This is a genomic window from Pseudomonas sp. NBRC 111139 (assembly GCF_001753955.1).
GTDB classification, from domain to species: domain Bacteria; phylum Pseudomonadota; class Gammaproteobacteria; order Pseudomonadales; family Pseudomonadaceae; genus Aquipseudomonas; species Aquipseudomonas alloputida.
Map to the genome: position 1 here is coordinate 1 of NZ_BCBP01000141.1, position 2,017 is coordinate 2,017.

The window sequence follows — 2,017 nt, forward strand, 5'->3', positions numbered from 1 at the left end:
GTAACCGCTCCATAAACCCCGTCCTGGCGGACGGGTTTTTTCAGGAAGCAGAGGCAGAAGCTGGCGAGCTGTTCCACGGCAGCAGCGCTTCGTAATCCTCGACGCTACTGGCAGTCGGCAGGCGTTCAAGGATGTGGCGCAACCAGGCGTAAGGCTCTTGCCCGTTGGCTTTGGCAGTTTCGATCAGGCTGTAGATCTGCGCGCTGGCGGTAGCGCCTTTCGGCGTGTCGCTGAACAGCCAGTTCTTGCGGCCGATGACGAAGGGACGGATGGCGTTCTCGGCGCGGTTGTTGTCGATCGGTAGATGCCCGCCTTCGATGTAGCGCACCAGCCTGCTCCAGTTTCTGGCCAAGTAGTTTACCGCCTTGCCCAGGGCCGTCTGCCCAGCGACCTGCGGCTGGGTTTTGTCCAGCCAGGCCTTGAGTTGGTCGATCAGGGGCTGGCTGCGTTGCTGGCGGACGTCGAGGCGTTCGCTATGGTCAGCGTCCTTCAGGTCACGCTCGATGCCGTAGAGCTTGTTGATCAGGCTCAGCGCCACGTCGGCACGCCCAGTCTTGCCCTTGGGCTGCACCTTTTGGGCTTCGACGAACTTGCGTCGCGCATGCGCCCAGCAGCCCAGGCGTTCGATGCCGTCGCGTGCAGCCACGGCGTTGTAGCCGGCGTAGTCGTCGGTCATCAGGTAGCCGCGGTAGCCATCGAGCAGGCGTAGCGGCACCTCCTGCGCGCGGCTGGCTGTGTAGTCGAAAAGGATCACCGGCTTGTCCGGCGGCCCACCGCTTTGCACCCACATCCAGGATTGTGCCGAGGGGTCGCGCCCCGGTTCATGCAGCACCTGCAAGCGCGTTTCGTCGCAGTGCAGCACGGGGTAGTCCAGCAGCTTGTCGCGCATCAGGTTGAGCAGCGGTTGCAGTTGCTCGCCACTTTGGATCACCCAACGCGCCAGGGTCTGCCGTGGGATGTCGACGCCGTGGCGGCTGAGCATCTTTTCGAAGCGGTACAGCGGAATGCCGTCGGCGTACTTGGTGGTCAGCAGCATCGCCAGCACGCTGGGGCTGGCCAGGCTCTTCTCGATCAGTTGTGCCGGTTTATCGGCGGTGACCGGCGCGGTTTCACAGGCCTTGCAGGCATAGGTCTTGCGGATGTGGCGGATGACCCGCACCTGCATCGGGATGATCTCCAGCTGCTCGCTGGTCTCCTCGCCGATCACCTGCTTGCAGGAACCGCAGGCGCAGGTGCGCTCGTGCTCGGGCAGCTCATGGATGACCTCCATACGCGGCAGGTTGGCCGGCAGCGGCTTGCGTTTGCCACGGCGCTTGACCGGCGCAACGACTTCTTTGGCTTCGGCTTCGGCTTCGCTTGGCGCAGCGGCCGCTTCGATCAGCTCTTCGACCTCGTTGAACATGGCCAACTGCGGCGAGTCGGCGTCTTCAGGGCTGCGCTCGGACTTGGGCGAGAACAGCTTGTGGCGCAGCAAGGCGTTCTCTTCCTGCAACTGCAGAATCAGAGCCTTGAGCAGGACGGGATCGTCGGGAAGGTTGTCGGCGCCAAATTTCATGGCGCCGGATTATACCGGCTCAGGCCACGTAACGCGGCGTCAGAACCTGATGCGGACGGTTACGCCACAGGTCGATACCGTCGAGCAGCCAGTTCAGTTCGTCGACCGTCAGTTCGATGGCTTCGTCACCGGCATCGGGTTTGGTCTTGAAACGCTCGGCTTCCAGTCGCTTGAGCCACAGGCAGAAGCCATTGCGCTCCCAGTAGAGAATCTTGACCTGGCTGCGCGTGCGATTGAGGAACACGAACAGCACCGGGTTGAACACCTCCACCTTGATGTCCAGCTCGACCAGCGCGGCCAGTCCATTGATGGATTTGCGGAAGTCGACGGGCTTTGGGTAGAGATAGACCTTCTGCACTTTGGCGTCGGGACGCATCATGACGGAACTCCACGGGAAAATAGGGAGCCCAGCATCCGGGATACGGAGAGGTCAGTTGAATATGGGGTCTATGGAGCGCATAC

General features: G+C 62.2%; 2 protein-coding genes. Both read right to left on the reverse strand.

Going from position 1 to position 2,017, the window contains the following annotated elements; all coding sequences use genetic code 11:
- Positions 1–40: 40 nt before the first annotated feature.
- Positions 41–1,555, reverse strand: coding sequence for an IS66 family transposase (locus BJQ17_RS29465; RefSeq protein ID WP_082425862.1), 1,515 nt, complete (start codon positions 1,553–1,555; stop codon positions 41–43).
- Between the two features lie 19 nt (positions 1,556–1,574).
- Entirely contained in the window at positions 1,575–1,934 is a 360-nt protein-coding gene (tnpB, locus tag BJQ17_RS29470; RefSeq protein WP_003458507.1) for an IS66 family insertion sequence element accessory protein TnpB, read from the reverse strand.
- Positions 1,935–2,017 lie beyond the last annotated feature (83 nt).